Annotated in this window: 28 protein-coding genes; 19 read left to right on the top strand and 9 right to left on the bottom strand. The window is 65.7% G+C overall.

Annotation, left to right across the window (positions count from 1 at the left end; translation table 11 throughout):
• Positions 1 to 107 precede the first annotated feature (107 nt).
• The gene (locus tag DDE13_RS03505; RefSeq protein ID WP_111401676.1) at positions 108 to 1,139 is read left to right on the top strand and encodes a M42 family metallopeptidase; all 1,032 of its coding nucleotides are present in this window, start codon (positions 108 to 110) and stop codon (positions 1,137 to 1,139) included.
• Positions 1,140 to 1,218: 79 nt separating this feature from the next.
• Here DDE13_RS03505 and DDE13_RS03510 read toward each other — a convergent pair whose 3' ends face one another.
• Complete coding sequence (locus DDE13_RS03510) at positions 1,219 to 1,734, bottom strand: GlcG/HbpS family heme-binding protein (RefSeq protein WP_111401519.1); 516 nt, start codon at positions 1,732 to 1,734, stop codon at positions 1,219 to 1,221.
• The gene (locus DDE13_RS03515; RefSeq protein ID WP_111401521.1) at positions 1,731 to 2,108 is read right to left on the bottom strand and encodes a hypothetical protein; all 378 of its coding nucleotides are present in this window, start codon (positions 2,106 to 2,108) and stop codon (positions 1,731 to 1,733) included. Before DDE13_RS03515 ends, DDE13_RS03510 begins: the two co-directional genes overlap by 4 nt.
• A 99-nt stretch (positions 2,109 to 2,207) precedes the next feature.
• Here DDE13_RS03515 and DDE13_RS03520 point away from each other — a divergent pair, with 99 nt between their 5' ends.
• From DDE13_RS03520 to DDE13_RS03595, 16 genes are all read left to right on the top strand, one after another.
• Positions 2,208 to 2,957 (top strand): cytochrome c biogenesis CcdA family protein, encoded by a 750-nt coding sequence (locus DDE13_RS03520; protein WP_111401523.1) that lies wholly within the window; start codon positions 2,208 to 2,210, stop codon positions 2,955 to 2,957.
• 23 nt (positions 2,958 to 2,980) lie between these two features.
• A complete protein-coding gene (locus DDE13_RS03525) occupies positions 2,981 to 3,565 on the top strand; it encodes a thioredoxin family protein (protein WP_111401525.1) in 585 nt (194 codons plus the stop codon).
• 117 nt (positions 3,566 to 3,682) lie between these two features.
• A complete protein-coding gene (gene soxX / locus DDE13_RS03530) occupies positions 3,683 to 4,168 on the top strand; it encodes a sulfur oxidation c-type cytochrome SoxX (RefSeq protein ID WP_111401527.1) in 486 nt (161 codons plus the stop codon).
• Between the two features lie 22 nt (positions 4,169 to 4,190).
• Positions 4,191 to 4,607 (top strand): thiosulfate oxidation carrier protein SoxY, encoded by a 417-nt coding sequence (gene soxY / locus DDE13_RS03535; protein WP_111401529.1) that lies wholly within the window; start codon positions 4,191 to 4,193, stop codon positions 4,605 to 4,607.
• A gap of 17 nt (positions 4,608 to 4,624) precedes the next feature.
• The gene (gene soxZ, locus DDE13_RS03540; protein ID WP_111401531.1) at positions 4,625 to 4,954 is read left to right on the top strand and encodes a thiosulfate oxidation carrier complex protein SoxZ; all 330 of its coding nucleotides are present in this window, start codon (positions 4,625 to 4,627) and stop codon (positions 4,952 to 4,954) included.
• A gap of 25 nt (positions 4,955 to 4,979) precedes the next feature.
• Positions 4,980 to 5,831, top strand: coding sequence for a sulfur oxidation c-type cytochrome SoxA (gene soxA / locus DDE13_RS03545; protein ID WP_111401533.1), 852 nt, complete (start codon positions 4,980 to 4,982; stop codon positions 5,829 to 5,831).
• 95 nt (positions 5,832 to 5,926) lie between these two features.
• Positions 5,927 to 7,624 carry a thiosulfohydrolase SoxB gene (soxB, locus tag DDE13_RS03550; RefSeq protein ID WP_111401535.1) on the top strand — a complete coding sequence of 566 codons (1,698 nt, stop codon included), beginning with the start codon at positions 5,927 to 5,929 and terminating at the stop codon, positions 7,622 to 7,624.
• Positions 7,625 to 7,658: 34 nt separating this feature from the next.
• A complete protein-coding gene (soxC, locus tag DDE13_RS03555) occupies positions 7,659 to 8,930 on the top strand; it encodes a sulfite dehydrogenase (RefSeq protein ID WP_222626021.1) in 1,272 nt (423 codons plus the stop codon).
• Positions 8,914 to 9,612, top strand: a complete 699-nt coding sequence (locus tag DDE13_RS03560; RefSeq protein WP_111401537.1) for a c-type cytochrome — start codon at positions 8,914 to 8,916, stop codon at positions 9,610 to 9,612. Before soxC ends, DDE13_RS03560 begins: the two co-directional genes overlap by 17 nt.
• A gap of 116 nt (positions 9,613 to 9,728) precedes the next feature.
• Positions 9,729 to 10,505, top strand: a complete 777-nt coding sequence (locus DDE13_RS03565) for a c-type cytochrome (RefSeq protein ID WP_111401680.1) — start codon at positions 9,729 to 9,731, stop codon at positions 10,503 to 10,505.
• 36 nt (positions 10,506 to 10,541) lie between these two features.
• Positions 10,542 to 11,804, top strand: a complete 1,263-nt coding sequence (locus DDE13_RS03570; RefSeq protein ID WP_111401539.1) for an NAD(P)/FAD-dependent oxidoreductase — start codon at positions 10,542 to 10,544, stop codon at positions 11,802 to 11,804.
• Between the two features lie 62 nt (positions 11,805 to 11,866).
• Positions 11,867 to 12,307 carry a DUF302 domain-containing protein gene (locus DDE13_RS03575; RefSeq protein ID WP_111401541.1) on the top strand — a complete coding sequence of 147 codons (441 nt, stop codon included), beginning with the start codon at positions 11,867 to 11,869 and terminating at the stop codon, positions 12,305 to 12,307.
• 78 nt (positions 12,308 to 12,385) lie between these two features.
• Positions 12,386 to 13,462 (top strand): YeeE/YedE family protein, encoded by a 1,077-nt coding sequence (locus DDE13_RS03580; RefSeq protein ID WP_111401543.1) that lies wholly within the window; start codon positions 12,386 to 12,388, stop codon positions 13,460 to 13,462.
• A 71-nt stretch (positions 13,463 to 13,533) separates the two neighbouring features.
• Entirely contained in the window at positions 13,534 to 13,899 is a 366-nt protein-coding gene (secG, locus tag DDE13_RS03585) for a preprotein translocase subunit SecG (protein ID WP_111401545.1), read from the top strand.
• Between the two features lie 148 nt (positions 13,900 to 14,047).
• Positions 14,048 to 15,685 carry a CTP synthase gene (locus tag DDE13_RS03590; protein ID WP_111401547.1) on the top strand — a complete coding sequence of 546 codons (1,638 nt, stop codon included), beginning with the start codon at positions 14,048 to 14,050 and terminating at the stop codon, positions 15,683 to 15,685.
• Positions 15,686 to 15,883: 198 nt separating this feature from the next.
• Positions 15,884 to 16,090 carry a cold-shock protein gene (locus tag DDE13_RS03595; protein WP_111401549.1) on the top strand — a complete coding sequence of 69 codons (207 nt, stop codon included), beginning with the start codon at positions 15,884 to 15,886 and terminating at the stop codon, positions 16,088 to 16,090.
• Positions 16,091 to 16,176: 86 nt separating this feature from the next.
• Here the strand turns inward: DDE13_RS03595 and DDE13_RS03600 are convergent, their stop codons facing one another.
• On the bottom strand, positions 16,177 to 16,572 hold the full coding sequence (locus tag DDE13_RS03600; protein ID WP_111401551.1) for a DUF4168 domain-containing protein: 396 nt from the start codon (positions 16,570 to 16,572) through the stop codon (positions 16,177 to 16,179).
• 256 nt (positions 16,573 to 16,828) lie between these two features.
• Between DDE13_RS03600 and DDE13_RS03605 the strand changes: the two genes are divergently transcribed.
• Complete coding sequence (locus tag DDE13_RS03605; RefSeq protein WP_111401553.1) at positions 16,829 to 17,035, top strand: cold-shock protein; 207 nt, start codon at positions 16,829 to 16,831, stop codon at positions 17,033 to 17,035.
• A gap of 27 nt (positions 17,036 to 17,062) precedes the next feature.
• Here DDE13_RS03605 and DDE13_RS03610 read toward each other — a convergent pair whose 3' ends face one another.
• Positions 17,063 to 17,932, bottom strand: a complete 870-nt coding sequence (locus DDE13_RS03610) for a helix-turn-helix domain-containing protein (protein WP_235868569.1) — start codon at positions 17,930 to 17,932, stop codon at positions 17,063 to 17,065.
• Positions 17,933 to 18,036: 104 nt separating this feature from the next.
• On the opposite strand from DDE13_RS03610, the gene DDE13_RS03615 reads away from it, so the two are divergent.
• Positions 18,037 to 18,252 (top strand): DUF2061 domain-containing protein, encoded by a 216-nt coding sequence (locus tag DDE13_RS03615; RefSeq protein ID WP_235868570.1) that lies wholly within the window; start codon positions 18,037 to 18,039, stop codon positions 18,250 to 18,252.
• Between the two features lie 3 nt (positions 18,253 to 18,255).
• On the opposite strand, the gene parA is transcribed toward DDE13_RS03615, so the two are convergent.
• The 5 genes from parA to DDE13_RS03640 form a co-directional block, all read right to left on the bottom strand.
• Positions 18,256 to 18,891, bottom strand: coding sequence for a ParA family partition ATPase (gene parA, locus DDE13_RS03620; protein ID WP_111401559.1), 636 nt, complete (start codon positions 18,889 to 18,891; stop codon positions 18,256 to 18,258).
• A gap of 145 nt (positions 18,892 to 19,036) precedes the next feature.
• On the bottom strand, positions 19,037 to 20,032 hold the full coding sequence (locus DDE13_RS03625; RefSeq protein WP_111401561.1) for a zinc-dependent alcohol dehydrogenase family protein: 996 nt from the start codon (positions 20,030 to 20,032) through the stop codon (positions 19,037 to 19,039).
• Positions 20,033 to 20,042: 10 nt separating this feature from the next.
• On the bottom strand, positions 20,043 to 21,509 hold the full coding sequence (locus DDE13_RS03630; RefSeq protein WP_111401682.1) for a mannitol dehydrogenase family protein: 1,467 nt from the start codon (positions 21,507 to 21,509) through the stop codon (positions 20,043 to 20,045).
• Between the two features lie 11 nt (positions 21,510 to 21,520).
• Positions 21,521 to 22,285, bottom strand: coding sequence for an L-iditol 2-dehydrogenase (locus DDE13_RS03635; RefSeq protein WP_111401563.1), 765 nt, complete (start codon positions 22,283 to 22,285; stop codon positions 21,521 to 21,523).
• The gene (locus tag DDE13_RS03640) at positions 22,282 to 23,286 is read right to left on the bottom strand and encodes an ABC transporter ATP-binding protein (protein WP_111401565.1); all 1,005 of its coding nucleotides are present in this window, start codon (positions 23,284 to 23,286) and stop codon (positions 22,282 to 22,284) included. Before DDE13_RS03640 ends, DDE13_RS03635 begins: the two co-directional genes overlap by 4 nt.
• Positions 23,287 to 23,290: the final 4 nt, after the last annotated feature.

Genomic DNA, 23,290 nt, shown 5'->3' on the forward strand with positions numbered 1-23,290 from the left:
GGGGAACAATCGGGTTGCGGAGTCCTACGAGAGTCATACAGGAGTCATATGCAATTCATACGCGGCTCAGACGCCCCGAAAGGACCCCCATGACCGATCAGCCCGACCTGAACATCGACCTGTTGCGCAAGCTCTGCGAAACCCCCGGCGTACCGGGCCACGAGGACCGTATCCGCGACCTCATCCGAAGCGAAATCAATGGTCTGTTCGACGATGTTGAAGAAGACGCGATGGGGTCGCTCCTGTGCCGGCGCAAGGGCACGGGGACCGACCCGCTCAAGGTCATGCTGCTGTGCCACATGGACGAAATCGGTTTTCTTGTCAGTCACATAACCGACAAGGGCTTTCTTTACGTCCAGCCCGTCGGCGGCTTCGATCCGCGCAATCTGTTTTCCCGCCGTGTCCGCGTCTGCACGGAAAACGGCGACCTGATCGGCGTGATGAACCCGGGCGGCCGCCCGGTCCATATCGCCACGCCCGAAGACCGCAAGAAAGTCCCTGAAATCAGTGATTTCTTCATCGATCTTGGACTCGGCGAGGCGACCAAAGACCATGTGCAGGTCGGCGACATGGTGGTCATGGAGGAACCCTTCATCGAAATGGGCGACAAGGTCGTGTCCAAGGCGCTCGACAACCGCATCGCCTGCTGGATCGGCATCGAAGCCATTAAGATGCTTGGCGAATTCCGCGCAGATGCCGACATCCACGTCGCCTTCACCTGCCAGGAAGAGGTCGGCTTGCGCGGCGCGCGCACCGCGTCCTTCGCCATCCGCCCCGATATCGGCATCGGCGTCGACACGACGCTCGCCTGCGACACGCCCGGCGTGCCCGAACAGGACCGCACGACCGAGCAGGGCAAGGGCTTCGGGCTGCATATCCGCGACGGATCCTTCATTGCCGACAAGGGCTTGGTCGATACCTTCGCCAATCTCGCCGAGGCGGAGGAGATCCCGTTCCAGCGCACGATGCTGCGCGCCGGCGGGCAGGACGGTGCCGCCGCCCAGCAATCCGCCGCCGGGGCCCGCGCCATCGGCATCGTCGTCGGCACCCGCTACATCCACACGGTGACCGAGACGATCCACAAGACGGACCTTGCCGCCGCGCGCGACATCGTCGCCGCCTACCTGCGCACGATGTAGGATCGCCGTGGAAGCCTATGGAAAACAAGGAACCCCGGATGCGACAACATCCGGGGTTTCGTGTGCGAAACGCCTGCGATCAGAACGCGATGTCGAACTCGATCGCGGCGATCCCTGCCTCGGCGCAATCGTCGTCCAGCGACGGACCCGGCGCACCCGACACGCCGATCCCGCCCACGACCGACCCGTCGCCCGACATCACGAGCATCCCCCCGCCCAGCGGCAGCGCCATGTCGAGGAACCGGATGCCGTAGGATTCGGTTTCCGGCAGGGTCTCCGTGTGCAAATCCGACGTCGCCGTGCGGAAACTCACCGCGGTCCAAGCCTTGCGGAAGGACGTGTCATGCACATGCGCCCCGGCGAAGCGATCGCGCAGGAACACCTGTGGCAGACCGAAACGGTCCACAACGGTCACGCCGACCTGGTACCCGGACTCCCGGCAGTTTTCCAACGCAGCTTGCGCAGCTTTCAGGGCGATCTCGGGCTTCAGCACCTGCAACGTGACGAAGGCCCCGTCATCCTGCGCCTGCGCGGTCCCCGCCGCCAGCCCGACCGCCAGCGCCAGCGCGGCGGCGCGCCGTGTCTTTCCTGTCATTCCTGCTCTCCTCCAAATTCCGTGTTGTCCCGCAGCAGGCTGGCCAGCCCCCACCAGAACATCTCCTCCCCCGGATAGCCTTCCATCCGGGCCAGTTCGCGCCCGTCCTCCACCAGAATGAACGTCGGCGTGAACACCGCGCGCCCGGCCAGGTCCAGGTCCTCTGGAACGGGTGCGCGCAGGTCGATCCGCCGAAGCGGCGCGAACGCGCCTTCGGGCGTCTTGGGATAGATCGGCGCGATGGCCGCGTCCCATTGCGCGCACCAGTGGCAGCCGTGCTGTTCCACCATCACCAGTTCGACCTGCGCCGCCGCTTGCGACACGACCAACGTGACAGCCGCGGCGATCCGGGCGACCCATCGACATCTGCGCATGTTTGCCGCACCTCCCGCGAACCGGCGTTCTTGCAAAGATCATAGAATGAGAATGTAATCCTCACAAGCCGCGGCTTACGGCGGCTGGAGGAGGGACCCTTGTTCGACGTCACCGTGCTCAGCGCCCTTGTGGGCGGGCTGATCGTGTTCTTCTCACCCTGCATCCTGCCGATCGTGCCGTTCTACCTGTCCTACATGGCGGGGGCGAGCATGGCCGAGATTCAGGGCGAGGGTCATGATGGCGCCCTGCCCGCGGGCCTGCGCCGCCGGGCGGTGTTGGCGTCGATCATGTTCTCGCTCGGGATCATCACGGTGTTCGTTCTTCTGGGGGCGGCGGCGTTCAGCCTCAGCCAGCAGTTCCGCAGCTACCAGACCGAGTTCCGCATCGTCGCGGCGCTGATCGTGCTGGTGCTGGGGCTGCATTTCCTCGGGGTGATCCGGGTGGGGTTTCTCAACCGGTCGTTCAGCGTGGACAGCGGCCGCACGGGCGAGATGTCGGTGATGGGCGCCTTCGTCGTGGGCCTTGCCTTCGCCGCGGGCTGGACCCCGTGCGTCGGTGGCGTGCTGACGGCGGTGATCTTCCAGGCCAGCCAGGAAAGCACGGCGCAACAGGGCTTGCTGCTGATGCTGGTGTTCGGTGTGGGCATGACGGCGCCGTTCGTCGTCGCGGCGGGGTTCATCGGGCCGTTCCTGCGCTTTGCCAGCCGGTTCCGGCGGCATCTTGGCAAGGTCGAAAAAGGGATGGGCGCGTTCCTGATCCTGTTCGCGGTGCTGATCGCCACGGACAGCGTCAACTTCATCGCCGCGTGGATGCTCGACACGTTCCCGGCGTTTCAATCCATGGTCTAGGCCATGACAGAAGGGAGGATGACATGACACGATTTCTGGCCGCACTGGCGACCGCACTGGCCTTCGCGCTGCCCGCGGGGGCGGCGGAACTGGGCGACGACGGGCTGCACAAGACCGACTGGATGCGCGAGACGTTCCTCGACCTGCGCGAGGATCTTGCCGAGGCCAATGCCGAGGGCAAACGACTCGCCATCATCTTCGAACAGCGCGGCTGCATCTATTGCGCCAAGATGCACGAAGAAGTGTTCCCTCGCCCCGAGATCGCCGACTATCTGCGCGAGAATTTCTTCGTGGTGCAACTGAACCTGCACGGTGCGCTGGAGGTCACGGATTTCGACGGCGACGTGCGCAGCGAACGCGACATGGCGCGCAAATGGGGGCTGCTGTTCACGCCGACGATGATCTTCCTGCCGCCCGATGTGGAGGAAGACGACACCACCGCCGTCCAGGCCGCCGTTGTCACCATGCCCGGCGCGTTCGGCGCGCAGACGACCTATGACATGCTCGTCTGGGTGAACGAGGAACGCTACGCGATCGAGGATGGCGAGGATTTCCAGCGCTACCACGCGCGCATGATCGCGGAACGGCAGGCCGCTTCGGCGCAGTGATTCGAACCGGACGTTCTGCACAAACTGACGCAGGCGGGTTTCTGTTCTTGCACCGGCAAAGGGTGCTCGCATAGATTTGAATATAAGAAACTGATAGCTTCGACTTTGGGAGGAGACATGAAGCACCTGTCCAACATGATCGCGGCCGCGGGGCTGGCGGTGCTAGGCGCTTCCGCCGGGCACGCGGCCGAAACCGCCCCCGGCGCGGTCAGCCATGACGAATACGGTGGCGTCGCGACCTCGCTGACCGGCGCGCCGGGCGACCCGGCGCGGGGAGCCGAGATCATGACCAGCCGCGGGCTCGGCAACTGCATCGCCTGCCACCAGGTGTCGGCACTGAGCCATGCGCCGTGGCATGGCGAGGTGGGCCCGCCGCTCGACGGCGCGGGCGACCGCTGGACCGAAGCGGATCTGCGCGGGATCGTGGTGAATTCCAAGATGGTCTTCGATGGCACCATCATGCCGGCCTATTACAAGGTCAGCGGCTTCACCCGTCCGGGCGACTTGTACACCGGCAAGGCGGCGCCCGCCGACCTGCCCCCGGTCCTGACGGCGCAGCAGGTGGAAGACGTGGTCGCCTTCCTGCTGACGCTCAAGGACTGACATTCACCGAAAGGAGCACATCATGAGCTTTACACGACGCGAGACGATGGTTCTCGGCGCCGGGGCCGCAATGGCAGGGTTCCTGCCGATGACGGTCAACGCGGCGGCGGACGACGCAATTGCAGCCTTCACCGGCGGCGCTTCCGTGACTGAGGGCGGGGTCGATCTGATCGCACCGGAAATCGCCGAGAACGGCAACACCGTGCCCATCCAGGTTGGCGCCGAGGGCGCGGTGGCCATCATGCTTCTGGCCACGGGTAACCCGACGCCGGGTGTCGCCACCTTCAGCTTCGGCGATCTGGCCGGCGCGCACATGGCCTCCACACGTATCCGCCTCGCCGGCACGCAGGACGTGGTGGCGGTGGCGAAGATGGCCGATGGCAGCTTCAAGCAGGCCAGCGCTAACGTCAAAGTCACAATCGGCGGCTGCGGCGGCTGAGTTCAGGAGAAAATCACATGGCAGACAACGTCAAACCCCGCGTCAAGGTGCCCCGTTCGGCGGCGGCGGGCGAAACCATCGTCATCAAGACGCTCATCAGCCACCCGATGGAAAGCGGCCAGCGCAAGGACAGCGACGGCAACACCATCCCGCGGTCGATCATCAACCGCTTCACCTGCGAGTTCAACGGAACCATGGTGATGGACGCCAAGCTGGAACCGGCCGTGTCCACCAACCCGTTCATCGAATTCGAGGCCGTGGTGCCCGAAGCGGGCGAATTCACCTTCACCTGGTACGATGACGACGGGTCCGTCTACACGGACACCCAATCCATCGCGATCGGCTGAGCAATTGAATCTAGGGAGGAATTCGATGGCCAAGCTGACCGTGACCACCGCCATCGCCGCGTGCGCCCTCATGGGCGGCGCTGTGGCGGCATCGGCGGACGAGAACGCCACGCTCATCGTGAACGGCGAGATCGAGATGGTGACCCGCACCGCGGCACCAGATCATGTGCCGCTGGGGGAAATACGCTCGGGCTGGACCTTCCGCACCGGCGAGACGCAAGCGCTCCAGATGGACGATTTCGACAACCCCGGCATGATCTTCGTCGATCAGGCCATCGACGCCTGGAACACGGTGGAGGGCAGCGCCGAAAAGTCCTGCGCATCGTGCCACGAGGATGTCGAGACCTCGATGGAAGGGGTCCGCGCCGTCTATCCCAAGTGGAACGAAGACGCGGGTGAACTGCGCACGCTGGCCATGCAGATCAACGACTGCCGCGAATCCCAGATGGGGGCGGAACCCTACGGGTACACCAGCGCGGACATGACCGCGATGGAGGCGTTGATCTCGGTGCAGTCGCGCGGCATGCCGGTGAACGTGGCGATCGACGGGCCTGCCGCCCCCTATTGGGAGATGGGCAAGGAGATCTACTACACCCGGTACGGCCAGTTGGAACTGTCCTGCGCGAATTGCCACGAGGACAATTACGACAACATGATCCGGGCCGACCACCTGAGCCAAGGCCAGATCAACGGCTTTCCGACCTACCGGTTGAAGAACGCCAAGCTGAACCAAGTGCAGGACCGGTTCAAAGGCTGCGTGCGCGATACCCGTGGCGAGACCTTCTCCCCCGGCGGCCCCGAGTTCATCGCGCTCGAACTGTATGTCGCGTCGCGCGGCAACGGCCTGTCGGTCGAGGGCCCGTCGGTCCGTAACTGACCGGACCCGCCTGAAATGTCCATCCGGACCCAGCCCCTTCCGCCCCGTGCGTGGGAGGGGAACAGTCCCTGCATGACCAACGGAGACCCACGCGCATGATATCCCGCCGCGATTTTCTACAGACCACCATGGCGGCATCGGCGATTGTCGGCGCGTCCGGCTTCGGCAACTGGGCCCGGCTTGCCGCCCAGCAGAGCCTGACACAGGACCAGCTTCTGGACTTCGACACGTTCGGCAACGTGACGCTGATCCACATCACCGACATTCACGCGCAACTGAAGCCGATCTTCTTCCGCGAGCCCGAGATCAACCTTGGCGTGGGCGACGCAGCGGGCAAGGTGCCGCACATCACCGGCGCGGATTTCCGGCGGCTCTACGGCATCGAAGACGGAAGCCCCAGCCACTATGCGCTGACCTATGACGACTTCTCGGCGCTGGCGCAGACCTATGGGCGCGTCGGCGGGATCGACCGCTGCGCCACGGTCATCAACGCGATCCGCGCGGACCGGCCCGACGCGCTGCTGCTCGATGGCGGCGACACGTGGCACGGCAGCTATACCTGCTACCACACCGCTGGGCAGGACGTGGTCAACGTCATGAACGCGCTAAAGCCCGACGCGATGACCTTCCATTGGGAATTCACGCTCGGGTCCGACCGGGTGCGCGAAATCGTGGGCGGCCTGCCCTTCGCGGCGCTCGGCCAGAATATCTTCGACGCGGAATGGGACGAACCGGCCGAGGATTTCGCGCCCTACCAGATATTCGAACGCGGCGGCGTGAATATCGCCGTGATCGGGCAGGCCTTCCCCTACATGCCCATCGCCAACCCCGGCTGGATGTTCCCAGAATACAGCTTCGGCATCCGCGACCAGCGCATGCAAGAAATGGTGGACGAGGTCCGCGCTGCCGGCGCCGATCTGGTCGTGTGCCTGTCGCATAACGGCTTCGACGTGGACCGCAAGATGGCGAGCCGCGTCACCGGCATCGACGTGATCCTGACCGGCCACACACATGACGCGCTGCCCGAGCCGGTACTGGTGGGCGACACGATCCTGATCGCGTCCGGGTCCAACGGCAAGTTCATCAGCCGCGTTGATCTCGACGTGCGGGACGGGCGGATGATGGGATTCCGCCACAAGCTTATCCCGATCTTTTCCGACGTGATCGCGCCCGACCCGGAGGTCGCGGCCGTGATCGACGAACAGCGCGCGCCATTCGCCGACCAACTGGCGGAGGTGATCGGCCAGACCGACAGTCTTCTGTACCGGCGCGGCAATTTCAACGGCACCTGGGACGACCTGATCTGCGAGGCACTGATATCGGAACGCGAGGCGGATATCGCCATGTCGCCCGGCGTGCGCTGGGGACCGTCGATCCTGCCGGGGCAGGACATCACCCGCGAAGACATCTGGAACGTGACCTCGATGACCTATCCCAACGCCTATCGCACGGAGATGACGGGGGAGTTCATCCACACGATCCTCGAAGACGTGGGCGACAACCTGTTCAACCCGGACCCCTATTACCAGCAGGGCGGCGACATGGTGCGCATCGGCGGCATGGGCTACCGAATCGACGTGAGCAAGCCCATGGGCAGCCGGATCAGCGACATGACGCTGTTGAAAACCGGCGAAGCGATCGACCCGGCCAAGACATACGTGGTCGCGGGCTGGGCCAGCGTGAACGAAGGCACCGAAGGTCCGCCGATCTGGGACGTGGTCGAAAACCACATTCGCAAGATGGGCACCATCAGCCTGACCCCGAACACCAGCGTGCAAGTGACCGGCGCCTGACCGCAGGTGGCCGATGCAAAGGAGGCATCATTCGATGAGCGGAATTTTCAAGGGCATGAAGCCTTCGCGCCGGGCGTTCCTACGCGGGGCCGCGGCGGCGGGCGTCGGGGCGGCCTCCGGTGGGGTCGCGGCGCGGGCGGCACAGGACCCGGCCTTCGACGGGTTGCAGCCGTGGATGCAGCAACTGGGCGATCCGGTTGATGCGGCCCCCTACGGGATGCCGTCCGAGTTCGAGGCGCATGTCCAGCGCAAGACGGTCTACTGGCTGACCGCCGATCCGATCAGTTCCATCAACTTCACGCCGCTGCATGAACTGGACGGGATCATCACCCCGAACGGGCTGTGTTTCGAACGGCACCACGGCGGTGCCGCCCATGTGGACCCTGCCCTGCACCGGCTGATGATCAACGGGCTCGTGGACCGCGAGCTTGTGTTCACCATGGAGGATCTCAAGCGGTTCCCGCGGGAAAACCACGTCTACTTCCTGGAATGTGCGGCGAATTCGGGCATGGAATGGCGCGGGGCGCAGCTCAACGGCTGCCAGTTCACCCACGGCATGATCCACAACGTGATGTATACCGGCATCCCGCTCAAGCTGTTGTTGCAGGAAGCGGGCGTGCAGACCGCGGGCAAGTGGATCCTTGCCGAAGGGGCGGATGCGTCGGGGATGACCCGGTCGATCCCCATCGAGAAGGCGCTGGACGATTGCCTCGTCGCCTTCAAGATGAACGGCGAGGCGCTGCGTGTCGAACAGGGCTATCCCCTGCGGCTGGTCGTGCCCGGCTGGGAAGGCAACATGTGGGTCAAATGGCTCCGCCGGATCGAGGTGGGCGACGCGCCCTGGCACCACCGCGAGGAAACCAGCAAGTACACCGACCTTCTGGCCGACGGGAACGCGCGCCGCTTCACCTGGGAGATGGACGCGAAATCGGTCATCACTAACCCCAGCCCGCAGGCACCGATCACCCATAGCAAAGGCCCCACGGTCATCACCGGGCTCGCGTGGTCCGGGCGCGGCACGATCCCGCGGGTGGACGTGACCATCGACGGCGGCAAGAACTGGTACAAGGCGCGCATGTCCGGCCCGTCGCTGACGAAGTCGATGCACCGCTTCTATTTCGATTTCGACTGGGATGGCAAACCGCTGCTGCTGCAAAGCCGGGCCCACGACAGCACGGGCTATGTCCAGCCTACCAAGGACCAGTTGCGCGCCGTGCGCGGCGAAAATTCGATCTATCACAACAACGGCATCCAGACCTGGCATGTCAACGAAAAGGGCGAGGCCGAGAATGTCGAGATTTCCTGACCCCCGCATGATCCGCGGCTCGCTGGGCGCCTTCGTCGTTGCAGCGCTCGCCCTGCCCGCGCTGGCCGAGGATGCCGGACAGTTTCCCGAAGGCGGCTTCGGTCTGGGCCGCGAAGCGACGCCCGATGAAATTGCGCTGTGGGACATCGACATTCGCCCCGATGGCAAGGGCCTGCCCGCAGGCTCCGGCAGCGTCGAGGCTGGCGAGGAAATCTGGACCTACGAATGCGCCCATTGTCATGGTGATTTCGCCGAAGGCATCGACCGCTGGCCGGTGCTGGCAGGCGGCGAAGGCACGCTTGCGAACGACCGGCCTGTCAAGACCATCGGGTCCTACTGGCCGTACCTGTCGACGGTGTACGACTACGTCTACCGCGCGATGCCCTTCGGCTATTCGCAATCGCTCAGCGCGGACGACATCTATGCCATCACGGCCTACCTGCTCTACTCCAACTACATCGTCGAAGACGATTTCGTCCTCAGCCGCGAGAACTTCACCGAGGTGCGCCTGCCCAACGAAGACGGCTTCTTCATGGACGACCGGGCGGAGACGGAGCTGCCCGTCTTCATCGGCGAGCCCTGCATGACGGATTGCAAGGACAGCGTGGAAATCACAGCGCGTGCGGTGATCCTCGACGTGACGCCAGAGGATGGCGGCGAAGGCGGCGGCAGCATAGACTGAACCTGCCGCCCCGGCCCTGCCCGCCTCTGCCGGGCGGGGCCGCAGCGGACCGGGCATCCCTCCCGTTGCCCGGTCCGACCAGATGCAAGGAGGAACGACACGCTTTGGAGGAGGCCATGACGTTCTTGCCCACTACGCACCGCCGCCGCATTGCAGGCCGCGCCACACGGTCCGTCCGGACCCTGTGCGCGGCCTTTTTGATCGTGGTTGCCAGCGGCCCGGCGCTGGCGCAATCCGCCGATGACGGGCTTGCGGGCGGCGATGCGGACCGGGGTGCGGAGCTTTTCCAGGAGTGCAGTGGCTGCCACGAGGTCGGCCCCGACGCCCGCAACCGCATCGGCCCTCATCTCAACAGGGTGTTCGACCGCCGCGCCGGCAGCATCGACGGCTTCGCCTATTCCAAGGGCATGGACCGGATGGGCGCCGACGGGCTGACATGGGGGTACGAGACGCTCGACGCCTATATCGCCAATCCGCGCGCGCTCGTGTCGCGCACGCGCATGAGCTACCGCGGCATGGAAGACCCCGCGGACCGGCGTGACCTGATGGCGTTCCTGCGTGCCTATTCCGCCGCCCCGTCGGACATCCCCGAAAGCCCGCCCACGGCATCGGATGCGGGCCACGACCTCGACCCTGCGATTCTGGCGCTGGAGGGCGATCCGGCCTACGGTGAATACCTGTCCGGCGAGTGCATCACCTGTCACAGCGCGCAAGGCGCGGACAGCGGGATCCCGTCGATCACGCAATGGCCGGAGGAGGATTTCGTGGTCGCTCTGCATGCATACAAGCAGAAACTGCGCCCGCATCAGGCGATGCAGATGATCGCGGGCCGACTGAACGACGAGGAGATCGCGGCGCTGGCTGCATACTTCGCAACGCTTGCGCCGCGATAGGCGCAGGCATCACCGTGTTTCGGGGAGGAGACACCAATGACGCTATCAAGACGCCATTTCATCGGCACCACCATGGCCGCGGGGGCCGCGCTGTCGGCGCCCATGATCCGCGCACAGGCCACGCCGCGCGTCGTGGTCATCGGTGGCGGCGCGGGGGGCGCCACGGCCGCGCGCTACATCGCCAAGGACAGCGCTGGCGCCATAGACGTGACGCTGATCGAACCCACGCGCAGCTACTACACATGCTTCTTCTCGAACCTCTATCTCGGCGGCTTCCGCGAGATCGACTCGCTCGCCCATTCCTATGGCCGGCTGGCGTCGGATTACGGGATCAACGTCGTGCATGACTGGGCGACCGGCGTGGACCGGGACGCGCGGACCGTGGCGCTGGCGGGTGGGGGCGCGGTGCCCTATGATCGGCTGATTATCGCGCCGGGCATCGATTTCGTGGATGGATCCGTGCCCGGCTGGTCGCTGGCGGCACAGAATGCCATGCCCCACGCTTACAAGGGCGGCTCGCAGACCGAACTGCTGAAGGCGCAGGTCGCGGCGATGCCTGAAGGCGGCACCTTCGTGATGGTCGCCCCGCCCAACCCCTATCGTTGCCCTCCGGGGCCTTATGAACGCGTGTCGATGATCGCGCACTACCTGCGCGAGAACAATCCGACCGCGAAGATCATCGTGGCAGATCCCAAATCCGCCTTCTCCAAGATGGCGCTGTTCCAGGAAGGCTGGAACGACAATTATCCCGGCATGGTCGACTGGATCGGCCCGGATTTCGGCGGCGCGAGTGTGGAGGTGCGTCCCGACAGCATGGAGGTCGTGATCGACGGTCAGGCCGTGAAGGCCGACGCCGCCAACGTGATCCCCGGCATGAAGGCGGGCAACATCCTGGCCGCCGCGGCGCTGACCGACGGCGACTGGGCGCCCATCGTGCCCGCCACGATGCAGAGCCGCATGGACGAGAACATCCACATCCTGGGGGACTCCGCGGCGCAGGGCGACATGCCGAAATCGGGCTTCGCCGCCAACAGCCAGGCCAAGGTCGCAGCTATGGCCGTGCGCGGCGCGCTGACCGGCAGCCGCGTGTTCCCGGCAAAGTTCTCCAACACCTGCTGGTCGCTGATCGACACCGACAACGGCGTGAAGGTCGGCGCGAGCTATACCGCGACGGACGAGAAGATCGCGTCGGTGGACAGCTTCATCAGCCAGACGGGTGAGACGGCAGAGTTGCGCGCCACGACCTACCGCGAAAGCCTTGGCTGGTACGATGCCATCGTTGCCGACATGTTCGGCTGAACGTGCTGCGGCGCGCGGCAGTCCCGCCGCGCGTCGTTCCCCAAACCTGGAAGAGACCAGCCATGACACGCTTGCTTTCCCTGATCCCCGCCCTTGTCGCAGCGTCCATGGCCGTGCCTGCAGCGGCGGACGATGTGATGACCACCCCCTATGACGGCAGTTTCGACGATGCGACGCTCGCGGTGGAAACCGCCATCGTCGGGCGCGGGCTGGTCATCGATTATGTCAGCCATGTGGGCGAGATGCTGGCCCGCACCAAGGCCGATGTCGGCGGCGAAAAGGATCTGTTCGTCGAAGCCGACGTGTTCCTGTTCTGCTCCGCCGTCACGTCCCGCGCGGTGATGGAGGCCGACCTGCTGAATATCGCGCACTGCCCCTATGGCATCTTCGTCGCCGACATGGCGGGCGAGATCGTGATCGGCTATCGCACGTATCCCGATGGCCCGATGCAGCAAGTTCAGACTCTGCTGGCAGACATCGTGGCCGAGGCTGCGGCGTTCTGACCTGCGGCGCTTGACGCAGGTCAAGCGCAGCCCGTCCGTCCTGCCCTAGGTTGCGCCATCCGCCGATGGAGGGACGCCATGCTGGAATTTCTGCTCGACCGCTTCGGCGATCTGCGGGTGCTGTTCGCTCTCGGGTTGGGCGTGGGGCTGTTGTTCGGGGCGGCGGCGCAGCATTCGCGGTTCTGCCTGCGTGCGGCGACGGCGGAACTGGGATCAGGACATGCCGGGCCACGGCTGGGGGTCTGGCTGATCGTCTTCGCCACGGCGCTGCTGCTGACGCAGGGCGCGGTCGCTGTCGGTCTGCTCGACCCGAGCCAGTCGCGCCAGATCAGCGGCGTGGGCAGTCTGTCGGGCGCGATCATCGGCGGATTGATGTTCGGCTGCGGCATGACCCTCGCGCGCGGCTGCGCGAGCCGGCTGCTGGTTCTGTCGGGTACGGGCAACATGCGCGCGCTCATCACCGGGCTGGTGCTGACGATCGTGGCGCAGGCGTCCTATCGCGGGGTGCTCGCCCCGGCGCGGGAATGGCTGTTCAATCTCTGGACGGTGCCTGGCGGGGCCGCACGCGACCTGCTGGCGGTCGCGGGCCTGTCGTGGCCCATGCTGCTCGCCGGCGGTGGGGCCATGCTGGGGGTCGGCATCGTGCTGGCACGACGCGGCGGGCTTGGCCGGTCACGGGTGGTCGCGGCCGGGCTTGTCGGTGCCGCCGTTGCGCTGGGATGGGTCGGCACCTTCACCATAGCGCAGATATCCTTTGACCCGGTCGCGGTGTCGTCGGTGACGTTCACCGGCCCATCCACCGACACGCTCATGGGTCTCATCAACGAACGCGGCCTCACGCTCGGCTTCAACGTGGGGCTGGTACCGGGCGTTTTCCTCGGCGCCGCGGCGATGGCCCTGCGCGCGGGCGAGTTCCGGCTGGAACGGTTCGATGCCTCCACAGGGATGGAGCGCTACTTGGTCGGCGCAGTCCTGATGGGCTTCGGGTCCATGCTGGCGGGCGGCTGCGCCGTGGGTGCGGGCGTTTCGGGCGGCGCGGTTCTGGCGCTGACCGCATGGGTTGCGGTGGCCTGCATGTGGATCGGTGCGCTGGTGACGGGCTGGGTCATGGCACTGGCGCCGCGCATCGGTACTGTCGCGCAGCGCCCCGCCTGACCGGGCCGCGCGCCCTTGCGACCGGCGGCCACATCCCTTAGGTAGCCCCAAACCGAACCGAGGCTTCCCCCATGGAAAACGTCCTGCTCATCGTGCATCTGGTCCTTGCGCTGTGCCTCATCGGCGTGGTGCTGCTGCAACGCTCCGAAGGGGGCGGTCTGGGCATGGGTGGCGGCGGCGGAGCCGTGTCCAGCCGCGGCGCGGCGACCGCACTCGGCAAGCTGACCTGGGCCTTCGCCATCGCGTTCATCTGCACGTCGATCGCCCTGACCATCATCGCCGCGCGAAACTCGGCCGACAGTTCGGTTCTGGATCGGCTCGGCACACCCGCGACGACAGAGGACGCGGCACCCACGGCGCCCGCCTTGCCCGATGGCGACTCCCTCCTGCCGCCTCGGGCCGAGGATGCACCGTTGCTGCCGCCCCGCGCCGAGTGACCGCTACAATCTGTTGAAATCCCGGCCGCGGCATGCGCAGCATGTTGCGGCTTTTCCCCGAATCCTGTAACTGGAAATCCCGTGATGCTGCGTGTCCGGGCTGGATGATCGCGGCCGTTTCGCAGCACATCACGGGGAGCACCCGCGCATGACACGATACATCTTCATCACCGGCGGCGTCGTGTCGTCGCTTGGCAAGGGTTTGGCTTCGGCCGCATTGGGCGCGCTGCTTCAGGCGCGCGGTTTTACCGTCCGGCTGCGCAAGCTCGACCCCTATCTGAACGTCGACCCCGGCACCATGTCGCCCTTCGAGCATGGAGAGGTCTTCGTCACCGACGATGGCGCGGAGACCGATCTTGATCTTGGCCATTACGAACGCTTCACCGGCGTGTCCGCACGCGCCACCGACAGCGTGTCGTCGGGGCGGATCTATTCCAACGTGCTGGAGAAGGAACGCCGCGGCGATTACCTTGGCAAGACGATCCAAGTGATCCCGCACGTTACCAACGAGATCAAGGATTTCATCGCCATCGGCGACGGCGAGGTCGATTTCATGCTATGCGAGATCGGCGGGACCGTGGGCGATATCGAGGGCCTGCCCTTTTTCGAAGCAATCCGCCAGTTCGGTCAGGAACGCCCCCGTGGAAGCTGCATCTTCATGCACCTGACGCTTCTGCCGTGGATCGCGGCGGCGGGCGAGTTGAAGACCAAGCCCACCCAGCACAGCGTAAAGGAACTTCGCGCCATCGGCATCGCGCCGGATATCCTCGTATGCCGGGCCGAGAACCCGATCCCCCAGAAGGAACGCGAGAAGCTTGCGCTGTTCTGCAACGTGCGGCCCGAGGCGGTCATCGCCGCGCTCGATCTCGACACGATCTACGACGCGCCGCTCGCCTATCACCGCGAAGGGCTGGACCAGGCGGTTCTGGACGCGTTCCAGATTTCGCCCGCGCCGCGCCCGAACCTGAGCCGCTGGGAAGACGTTCACGACCGTATCGTGAATGCCGAGGGCGAAGTGCGGATCGCCATCGTCGGCAAGTACACGCAGTTGGGCGACGCCTACAAATCCATCGCCGAGGCACTGACCCATGCGGGGATGGCCAACCGGGTGCGCGTGAAATCCGAATGGATCGACGCGGAAATCTTCGAGACAACCGACCCTGCCCCGCATCTCGAAGGGTTCCACGCGATCCTCGTGCCCGGAGGGTTCGGAGAACGCGGGACCGAGGGCAAAATCCGCGCAGCCGAATTCGCGCGCACGCGCGACATTCCCTATTTCGGAATCTGTCTCGGGATGCAGATGGCCGTTGTGGAAGCCGCGCGCAACCTTGCCGGTCTGACGGATGCGGGGTCCGAGGAATTCGAAACCGAGGGGCGCGCGCTGACGCCCGTGGTCTATCACCTCAAGGAATGGGTGCAGGGCAATCACGCCGTCACCCGCCGCAAGGACGACGACAAGGGCGGCACGATGCGGCTGGGCAGCTACAGCGCCCATCTACGCGACGGCAGCCGTGTCGCGGCGATCTATGGCAGCCCGGTGGTCGAGGAACGGCACCGCCACCGCTATGAAGTGGACATGCGCTACCGCGAGGCACTGGAAGAGAAAGGCATGATATTTTCCGGCGTGTCCCCTGACGGAAAGCTGCCTGAAATCGTCGAATTGCCCGATCATCCGTGGTATATCGGCGTACAGTTCCATCCCGAGCTGAAATCGAAACCCTTCGCGCCGCACCCGCTCTTTGCCGATTTCGTCAGGGCCGCCAAGGAAGTCAGCCGGCTGGTGTAGCCCGCGGCACCGGGGCGCCTGCGCGCGCCTTGCGGCGATAGACTGTTGCGCGAAGTCGCGCGACCTGTCATACGGACGTGGCTACGTTACTCCACTCGACCTGCTGTCTCCCTCACCGGCGCTCAGACTATCGATACGGACCGACCGCGCCGGCCCAGTGCATTCTGCGACTGGGACACAAGACAGGAGACCACGGATATGGCCAAAGGCACCGTGAAATGGTTCAACACCACCAAAGGCTTCGGCTTCATCGCACCTGAAACGGGCGGCAAGGATGTGTTCGTGCACATCTCCGCTGTCGAGCGTGCTGGCCTGACCGGCCTTGCAGACAATCAGAAAGTGACCTTCGACGTCGAATCCGGCCGTGATGGCCGTGAGAGCGCGTCGAACATCCAGCTGGCATAAGCTGCTGACCCTGCGGGGCTGTGACCGGAATTTGAAAAGGGCGCCCGTTGCGGCGCCCTTTTCGCTGTGTGCCACGCGGCGCGGGATTATCCTTCGCTGCGCCGCTGTTCGACGATCTCGGTAATCCGGGCAGCGAGTTGTTCGTCCTGCTGCGCTGCTTCGCCGATGGCGACATAAGTATCCACATCCATGCCATCGACCTCTTCCACCGCGGCGAGCATCGCGGTGTTGGCGTCATCCACCAGCGCCTGGGCATCCTCTTCCGACTCGGCGGCCTGAAGCTGGGCGGTGTACTCTTCACGCACCGCGCTGACCTCCATAGCGGCCGTCACGAACCGTTCCAGCGTGGCGTCGTCATAGCTTGGCGCGGGGGCGACGCTTCCCGTGTCCTGTGCCACCACGACCATGCCGGGGGCCGCAGCCAGCGTCAGGCCAAGTGCCACGGCGGTTGCGGTCCGGGTGAGCGGGTTTGTCCAGGTCATGCAATCTCCTTTGCGGTGTTGCGCGGGCAAAGCCGCGACTGGACAAGACCTGTCCCCGGCCACGCCCGGTTTCAACCAAGAAACCGGGAAAACATCAGAGAATCGTTGCGTCAGCGAAATTCCGCTGGCACCAAAAAAGAGCGACCGTTACCGTTTTCGATCCTGCTTGCCTCCGGCTGTCAGTGCCATCGACGATTGACAGACGCCACGCTGCCGCACTTCCGCGGGCAGGGACACGGACAGGAGACACGGGAACATGGCCAGCGGTACCGTGAAATGGTTCAACACAACCAAGGGATATGGCTTCATCGCACCCGATAGCGGCGGCAAGGATGTGTTCGTGCACATCTCAGCGGTCGAACGGTCGGGGCTGACGGGCCTTGCCGACAACCAGAAAGTCACCTTCGACATCGAAGCGGGCCGCGACGGGCGGGAAAGCGCCGTAAACCTGTCGCTCGCCTGATCTGACGCAGCGTTCCGCCGCCAGGTGTCACGAACCGCGTGGTGCCTGCGGCGGTATCGTTGATGCAAGGTCGCTCAGCCACGCCGAGGTATCGCGGGCATCCACCACCGCCTCGCGCACGAGCCAGTCGAAATGCTCGGTCAGGCGGCGAAGCCGTTCGCGTTCGCGGAAGGCAAGGTGAAACCGCCCGACATAGATCACGCCCAGCATCGGTCCGAAAACGCTGACCGGGGCGCTGAAGACCTGTCGCGCGTCGAACAGGAACAGGCGCAGCGTCGGAAACAGCGCGTCGCAGCGTGCGGCCATGTGCTGGAGCTGCGCACGGCGGATATCCGGGGACAGGCCCGTGTAATAGCCCGCCCCGGCAGCGAAGGCGCGCAATTCGCCGATGGGTACCGCGATTTCGTAGTCGCTGCCCGCTTCGTCCAGCCAGCCCAGAAGCCCCTCCGCCACCTCGACCGCGCGATCCGCGGAAGCCCCGGGCAACAATGCGTATTCCCAGCGCAGCAGCGCCTCCGTCTTGAGAAGGTCGGGCAGCGTGGCGGGGACATGCCGGATCTTGTAGCCCCGCGCCTCCGCATGCCACGCCATGATCTGCGCATCCGCGGTGCTGCGTTCCGCCCCCGTCAAGGTCAGCGCGGCGGCCAGCACATCCCCGGGGCGTTCGGGCCGATCCGTGAGCCCGAGAAGCCAGTCGGCGCTGACCCCCAGCGCGGCCGCGAGTTCCGCGACAAGCTGCCCGCCCGGCAGACGCACCGCCCCGTCCTGCAGCACCTGCGCAATGGTGGAGCGATCCACGCCAGTTGCACGGGCAAGCGCGCTGCGCGACAGCCCTTCGCGTTGCATCGCGGCGGCAACCCGTGTGCGGAAAAGGGTCGCGCGATCCTCCTTGTCCACTCTACTCACCATTGCTGCATAAACTCCACAGATGCAGACTTACGTTTACAATTCCCGCAATTCCGCCACAACGCAAGCGCGTATACACCGCCAGTGATCCGTCAATGACAGAGGACACCATGGACCGCCCGCACCGAACACTCGTGAAAGCCCTGACATGGCAGGCACTTGGCCTGCTGACCATGACCGGTATCGGCTATGCCGTCACCGGATCGGTCGGCGCGGGCGGATCCATCGCGGTCGCGGGCGCAGCGGCTGGGATCGTGTTCTACGTGGTCCACGAACGTGTCTGGGCGCGCATCCGCTGGGGTCGCGACTGACGCTCAGCCGTCGAGAAACGCGGCGATCTCGTCCAGCAGGGCCTGTACCTCCTGCGCGGCGGGGCCTTTGGGCGCGCGCTCGGTCACGCCGTAACCCTCCCCCAGCGTTTCGGCATAGATCACCCGGTTGCGCAGCGGTGTCTGGGCGCGCGGCGCAGACAGCGTGTCGAGCGCCGCGCTGATCTCGCCGGTCAGCCGTGCGCGCGGGGCGGCGCGGTTCAGCACCAGCATCACGGGGCGCCCCACCCTTTCCGTCATCTCCAGCACGGATTCCGTCGCCCACAGGTCCACATGACTCGTGGCGACGGGCACCAGCACCAGCGCACTTTCCCGCAGCGCCGGACGCAGGTCGCTGTCGATCTTGGGTGGCGTGTCCACGATCACGAAATCGGCGTGTTTCTTGAGCTTCTCGCATTCGTATCCGACGCCCCAGGCGCTGGCCGTAGCGAACTCCAGTCCCGGCGCGCCGTCCCGCTCGCGCCGGGCCATGAACCAGCGGCCGAGCGATCCTTGCGGATCCGTATCGAGAAGCGCCACGCTGTGACCGCGCCCCAGCAGCGCGATGGCAAGGTTCACCGCGAGCGTCGTCTTGCCCGACCCGCCCTTTTGCTGCGCTACCGTGATTGCCCTGCCAGCCATGCCTGCCCCCGTAGGTCTACCCCTTGCCTGACGCTAGGACCTCGCCCGTGCCCGGTCCAGCAGGATTGCGCCGCGCGACGCGAATTCGGGCGTTCTTTCAAGGGGTCGTGCCATGCGGCGGCACTTGGGTGCGGCAGCGCCCGGTTCAGTCCGCCACGGCCTGAATCTTGAGGCTGCCCTTCGGTGCGTGCGACGCGAAGATGTCGGCCACCGCGTCCAACGGCAGGCTGTGGGATATCACACGGTCCAGATCGGGGCCGATGGCCGAGATCGCATCCAGTGCCGCGGGGATATTATGGTTCAGCGAATGCGACCCCACCAGCCGCAACTGGCGGCGGAAAATGTCGAATGGCGAGATTTCGATCCGCGCCGACGCCGGGCAGACGCCGAAGAACAGACCGCCGCCCCCCGGTGCAAGATAGTCGGGCAGACCGGCGGCGACCGCCGGCACCCCCGTCGCATCGACGGCCAGATCGGCCCCGTGACGCCAGCCTTCCAGCGCGGCGCTGCCCGCGGCGACGGCGCCCAGCCTGAAGCTATCGGCCAGTTCAAGACGGCTGTCGTCGAGATCGACCATCACAACCTGCGTCACACCGCGGCTGCGCAACGCCAGCGCCATCAGCACACCCATGGGCCCGGCTCCGAAGATCAGCGCGGTCTCGGCCATGGTGACCCCAAGGGCGTCGATGCCGTTCAGCACACAAGCCATCGGTTCGGCCAGCGCCGCCCGCCCGAAGGGCAGATCGCCGATGGGATACACGGCCGATGCGCGGACGACACTTTGGGCGGCAAACCCGCCATCCACAGTGACGCCGTAGGCGCCCAGCCGGTCGCACAGATGGGCCCAGCCCCGGCGGCACGCGCGGCAGTCGCCGCATTCGATATTCGGGTCCACGACAACCCGGTCGCCTGCGGCTATGTCCGTCACACCTGCGCCGATGTCGGTCACGACGCCCGCGTATTCGTGCCCCGGCACGACCGGAAAGGCGGAACTGCCATAGTTGCCCCGCATCACCTCGATATCGGTATGACACAGGCCACTGGCGCGGACGGCCACCAGAACCTCGCCCGGACCGGGGCGCGGGTCGGGGCGGTCGCCGAACAGGACGGTGTCTTTCGCCGGAAAATGGATCGCCTTCATGCCACGCCGCTCACCGCGCGAGGTAGGCGGCCAGCGCCGCGTCCATCCCGTCCCGCCAGATCGTCGTCAGCGCAGCGACGAAGGCATCCGCGAACCGGGGCTGTGCCGCGAGATCGCCATACACATGCCGTTGCGCAAGCCAGGCCGCCGGATCGTCCCGTGCGGCCAGCGCCACGGGTGCCAGCCGGTCCCAGGCCGGGTCGTTGGGGTCGATGGTACTGCCATCCTCCCGCGTGCCCGCGCACATGCGCGCCCAGGCGGCCTCTACCAGGGCCAGCCCGTCGAGCGGCGCATCCGCCGCAAGGGCTTCCTGTATGGTAGGGAGGATGAACCCAGTGTGCCGCCCCAGCCCGTCGAAAGCGACCCGGCGCGTCGTGTCCACGATGGCCGGGTTCGAAAACCGCGTCGCGATCAGGTCGATATACTCCGCCGCGGGCATCCCCGGCACCGGCAGCAGATGCGGCGCGATCTCGTCATGGGCGAGCCTGCGGAAGAACGCGCCGATGCGCGGATGGGCCATGCAGCCCGCGATCGTGTCCACCCCAAGCACTTCGCCCGGATTGGAGATCGCCTGATGGCCACCATTGAGCACCCGGATCTTCATCGTTTCGAACGGATGCACATCGGCGGTGAAGGTGGCCCCCGCCTTGTCCCAGTCGGGGCGCCCGGCACAGAAATCGTCCTCGATCACCCATTGGCGAAAATTCTCGTGCGTGACCGGCGCCGCGTCGTCGATCCCGAATTCACGCACAAGGGCCAGTTCCTTCGGGCCGGTGGCGGGCACGATGCAATCCACCATGGCGTTGGGAAAGCTGCACGCCGCATCGATCCAGTCGGCAAGGTCCGGGTCCGACAGGCGCGCGAGCGACACGACGGTCTGGCGCAGGACATGCCCATTGCCCTGCAGGTTGTCGCAGCTCTGTCCGGTGAACGGCCCCGTCCCGCGGTCGCGCCGCAGCTTCAGCGCGGCGACCATCGCGCCGAAGGCCGTGCGCGGTGTGTCGGGGTGTGCGGCATCATGGCGGATATCGGGGTGGTCCGCATCGAACCCGCCCGTCACGGGGTCGATGAAATAACCGCTCTCGGTCACGGTCAGGGCAACGATCCGGATCGCAGGGTCGGCCATCTGTGCGATCAGGGGGCCGTTGCCGTCGGCCACCGGAACGAAATCGATCATCGATCCGGTCACCTCGGCGGATTTGCCGTCGGGCCGCAGCTCGATCAGCGTCGTCAGGCAGTCCTGCGCCAGCAGGCGGTCGCGCTGCGCGGCGTCGGCGGGGCGAACGCCCGCGCCGATGATCGCCCAGTCGTGGTTCAATCCCATCCCGAATAGCCGGTGCAGGTACCACGCCTGGTGGGCGCGGTGGAAATTGCCCAGCCCTATATGCACGATCCCGGGTGTCAGCGTCGCACGGTCGTAACGGGGGCCGATGACGCCTTCGGGCAGGTCGTTCAACGCGGCGTTGGACAGTTTCATGGCAGGCATCCTCAGCTCATCCAGTTCCCGCCGTCCACGTTCAGCGTCTGGGCGGTGATGTAGCGCGCGTCGTCGGAGGCAAGGAAAACGCAGGGATCGGCGATGTCGGCGGGGCTGCCCATGCGGCCAAGCGGCACGGCTTCCCCGACCTCGCGCTTCTTCTGGCCCTTCGGCTTGTTTTCGTATTCCGCGAACTGCGCATCGACCACGTCCCACATGGGCGTGTCGATCACGCCGGGGGCGATGGCATTGACGCGAATGTTGTCGCGGGCGAGTTCGAGCGCCATGGACTGCGTGATCGAGATCACCGCCGCCTTGGTCGAACAGTAGAGCATAACGTTCGCCTCGCCCCGCCGTCCGGCCTGCGAGGCGAAGTTGATGATCATGCCACCGCCCCGCTGGCGCATGCCGGGCACCACGGCCTGGATGGCGAAGATGGTGCCGCCCACGTTCACGTCATACTGGCGCCGGTAATCATCGACTGTCACCTTGTCGATGGAGGCCATGTTGAAGATGCCCGCGTTGTTGACGAGGATGTCGATCCCGCCAAACGCATCCTCGACCTGCTTCACGCCCGCCGCGATGCCCGCGAAATCGGTCACATTCATCGCAAGGGCCATGCCGCCGATGGCCTGCGCCGTGTCCCGTGCCTCGTCCTCGCGCAGATCGGCGACGGCAACCCGCGCACCTTCTGCCGCGAAGGCTTCGCAGATCGCCCGGCCGATACCGCGGGCGCCGCCCGTGACAAGGGCCACTTTTCCATCGAGCCTTTTCATTCGATCCTCATGCCGTTGTCGTCGAAGCGGTGGATCAGGTTCTGGCGCGGGGTCAGGAACACCGTGTCCCCGTGGCGTACAGAAACCTCTCCATCCGCGCGCACGGTCAGCGGGTCGCAGCCCGGAACACCGTGGATATGGATGAACGTGTCCGACCCAAGATGCTCGGCAATGCCCACCGTGCCCTGCCACTGGCCTTCGGTAGTGGACACTTCCACGTGCTCGGGGCGGATGCCGATGGTGCGGCAGCCGTGTTCGTTAGCAAGTTCGCCTTCGATCAGGTTCATCTTCGGCGAGCCGATGAAACCGGCGACGAACTTGTTGCGCGGCGCGCGGTAGAGTTCGAGTGGGCTGCCCACCTGTTCGATCACGCCCGCCTGAAGCACCACGATCTTGTCGGCCATGGTCATCGCCTCGACCTGGTCGTGGGTCACGTAGACCATGGTGGTGTCGAGCTTCTTGTGCAGCTCGCTTATCTCCATCCGCATGCCCACCCGCAGAGCCGCGTCTAGGTTCGACAGCGGCTCGTCGAACAGAAATGCCGCCGGTTCGCGCACGATGGCCCGGCCGATGGCGACGCGCTGGCGCTGGCCGCCCGACAACTGCCCCGGACGACGGTCGAGATAATCGGTCAGGTTCAGCGCCTTCGCCGCCGCCGCGATGCGGCGTTCCTGTTCGGCCTGGTCCATCCCGGCCATCTTCATCGGGAACGCGATGTTCTTGCGCACGGACATGTGCGGATAGAGCGCGTAGGATTGAAACACCATGGCAAGACCACGCTTGGCGGGCGGCAGGCCCGTGGCGTCCGTTCCGTCGATCTCGATGGTGCCCGAGGTGGTGTCCTCCAGCCCGGCGATCAGCCGCAGCAATGTGGACTTGCCGCAACCGGAGGGGCCGACGAAGACCACGAATTCGCCATCGTCGATTTCAAGGTCCAGCGGCGGGATCACCGTCACGTCGCCGAAGGATTTCTGGACCTGCTTCAGTGCTATGCGTCCCATGTTT

Origin of the sequence: Meridianimarinicoccus zhengii, from assembly GCF_003254465.1 — a bacterium.
Classification (GTDB): domain Bacteria; phylum Pseudomonadota; class Alphaproteobacteria; order Rhodobacterales; family Rhodobacteraceae; genus Meridianimarinicoccus; species Meridianimarinicoccus zhengii.